The organism is Ruminococcus callidus ATCC 27760 (assembly GCF_000468015.1).
Taxonomy (GTDB): Bacteria; Bacillota; Clostridia; order Oscillospirales; family Ruminococcaceae; genus Ruminococcus_C; species Ruminococcus_C callidus.
The window spans coordinates 28,865-31,759 of the sequence record NZ_KI260433.1; the positions used below are offsets into that span (position 1 = coordinate 28,865).

The 2,895-nt window shown below is 44.0% G+C and carries 4 protein-coding genes; 2 read left to right on the forward strand and 2 right to left on the reverse strand.

The features are described from left to right. Nucleotides 1-487: 487 nt before the first annotated feature. Nucleotides 488-625: a hypothetical protein gene (locus tag RUMCAL_RS15565; RefSeq protein WP_021682664.1), complete on the reverse strand. Its 138-nt coding sequence runs from the start codon at nt 623-625 to the stop codon at nt 488-490. Between the two features lie 23 nt (nt 626-648). Beyond that, nucleotides 649-834, reverse strand: a complete 186-nt coding sequence (locus RUMCAL_RS09805) for a hypothetical protein (protein WP_021682665.1) — start codon at nt 832-834, stop codon at nt 649-651. Nucleotides 835-1,000: 166 nt separating this feature from the next. Between RUMCAL_RS09805 and RUMCAL_RS09810 the strand changes: the two genes are divergently transcribed. After that, the gene (locus RUMCAL_RS09810) at nt 1,001-1,249 is read left to right on the forward strand and encodes a hypothetical protein (protein ID WP_021682666.1); all 249 of its coding nucleotides are present in this window, start codon (nt 1,001-1,003) and stop codon (nt 1,247-1,249) included. A gap of 293 nt (nt 1,250-1,542) precedes the next feature. Continuing rightward, the gene (locus tag RUMCAL_RS09815; protein WP_021682668.1) at nt 1,543-2,844 is read left to right on the forward strand and encodes a hypothetical protein; all 1,302 of its coding nucleotides are present in this window, start codon (nt 1,543-1,545) and stop codon (nt 2,842-2,844) included. Nucleotides 2,845-2,895: the final 51 nt, after the last annotated feature.

Consider the following 2,895-nt stretch of genomic DNA (forward strand, 5'->3'; position numbering starts at 1 on the left):
CGCATCTGCCGCACAATCTTTGTGCGGTATTGCCTTTAAAATGTATTTGCGGGGGATTTCTGAAAAACAAGCGGGGACAGGGTACGAAACCGATTTTGATGCATTTGGATGATTCAGGAAGCACGGAATAAAGCCAGCCTGACGGCTTTGCACGCAATCTGCCGAAAAATCTGATGACGCATTTTACGCACAAGCTTTATGCAGTGTTTTCTTCACTTTTTGCGGAGGCAACATCGTGCAAAACTAGCAGATGGTTTACATATGAACTTGTTTAAAATTGGAAAATATAATTATTATCATATCGACTATCGAACATAATATTCATGTTATGATTATAACATAATTCTCTGCAATTGTCAATAGAAAATCTCTAAAATGCGTTTAAAAAGTTCGAGTGGACATAAAAGTAGCGACATTTTCTCCAAGTCAGAGCAAATGTCGCTAAAAATGATTTGTTTCAAAATTTTATATCGGCACATATTGAAAGTCAGTATGCCTTCGGAATGTCAAACATCTTACAATTCCACATGATGTCTGCCAGATCCGGCGTTTTTCCAGTCTTCATGCACTCGTACAAGTACCGGAGGATTTTGTACATGATAACTTCCATGTCGTTTTTTGCCATTGTGTGCTTTATCTATAATCCGTTTAATCTATAGCTTCAATTGTTTTAATTTCGTCTGCGTCAATCCAAACGCCTGTGTCCAATGCAATTCCGTCTACGCCGTCATTGTCAGGTGCTGGGACAAACACGTTACAATACCCTGAAATCATTGTTCCATCATCTTTGTAAATGATGCGAACAGTGTGCTTATAATATTGATTTAAACTCATTTCACATCATCGCTTCCTTTTCTTGGGTACAACGTGCGTCCTTTTTTCATCTCAAATTGCCCTTGTCAATCAAAAACAGTTCCGAAAATGTCCCGTATTTTTGGAACTGTTTTGTATTTACTCTCCTGAAAAACTGTGCTATGCTGTTTGCAGGAGGTGAGAACAGATGTTTATGAATGGTGAGATCTTAACCGATTTGAATGACTTAAAACGCTGTTTTTCCATTGATGAACTGCTGTACAGCTACGGCAATGGCGAACTGGAAATTTTTCTTGAAAAGATCGGCGAGCATGAAAAAGCAGAACAAATTCAGGAAATTTCCGAAAACAACGCCCTGCTGCTGATTCGGCTGTATGATATTTTGGATTTGCCGTATGAAGACTCGGAGGAGAAGATCCGGCGTAATTTTGCGTAAAGCCGGAAATCTTTTGTGGTCTGACCGGCACACCCCAAGAGCACACCGCTCCTCGTTGGCGTGCTCTTTTGTGCTACAGGGAGATTGCCACACAGTTCCTCATATCCAAAGGAAACATTGCATAAAGCACGCCTGACGGATTGACACGCAATTTTTGTACTTGCCATAGTACTTCAAAAAGTGTATAATGAAGGAAACACCGCACAAAGCCTGCCCGACGGTTTTTACGCAATCTGCCAACGCACCTTACGCACAATCTTTGTGCGGTGTTGCCTTAAGAGAGGGGGAGAAACATGCATGGGCTGATGCCAAATCCACTGACAAAATTATCGGAAAGTACTGAAGAAGACGAAGTCCTTCGCAGCAGAAAACGAAAACTGGACATGGAAGCAGAATCAGACGGCGAACAGCTGCGGGAACAGCTTCGTCTGCATCTGGAGGACAAGCGGATTCTGAACGGCGATGCCGGAAAACGGCTCAGGCGGGATTTCGGAAGACTTTTGAAAAGCGGCGAGGAGGGAGTGCCAATGGCAGATATAGATTACGAGATCTACAAGTATATCAACGAACTTGCCGATCAGTACATAGAACTGGACGATCTGCTGGAACAGAACGGCGTTTCCTACAGCGAAGCACTGGAGCAGGCAGCACAATTTCGGAAACAGTTTTTGTGCCTGCTGGAAAAGCATGCTGTCCGCAATCAGGATCTAGTTGTCACTTGCTGGGACTTAATGGAACGTATCGAGCAGCAGCCGGAACATCCGGATTTGCAGTACCTCTATTTCTGTGTTGTAACAGACTTTGGTCTGTTGAATGCAGTCAACGCCGCAGACCGCACGGAGGAACAGAAGATCCGCAATTATTTCCGCCAGCAGAACGCACTGCGGGAATTGACAGACTTTTTTCAGGCACAGTCTGAAAATTTACAGAAATATCATGCATTGCTGGAATATCTGAAAAAGCCGCGGCGTGTGGAAAGCGGTGTCCGGAACGAGGAAGATTTTGACTTGCTGTATCATCTCACTGCACAGCACGCGTTTTTGTACGGCTGCAAAACCAATCCGGTGTACGAGGAAAATCTGCGTGCCCTGCAACTGCACATCAACAACGATGTCAAGTTAAAAGCGGTCAAGCCGTATATCATTTTCGCGGTGCTGGCAAGAAAGACCGGTATGATGCAGAAACGAAAGTACTTCATGCCGAATCTGAAATCGATTTTTCAATATCAGAATTATAATATCTACAAGGACAACGGCAAAAATTTCAACCAGTATGCTTCCGAGCTGGAACTCTATGACCATTTGAGAAGAAGCTACATCGATGACTGCGAAACTGACGTGGGATTGTGCGATTTTTGCTTTGCGAATCTTTCTCCGCTTAGTGAGTGGTATTATCAGAACTGTGAACCGAATGAGGAGATTCCCATGGCTCTCTGCCGAAAGATTCTGAATGTCATGCCGAAATCGTTTCCGTATATGTTAAGTTATGCGGACTATGACCAGATGAACGAAGGCGAGGTGCAGCTCTACAGCGATGCGGCAAAGGAACTGCTGGAGAACATGCTGCATACGGCAGAGAAATTCCTGCGGCTGTGACTGCTGAACAAACTAGCGGCAATACCACACAAAGAGCGTCTGGCGACTTTG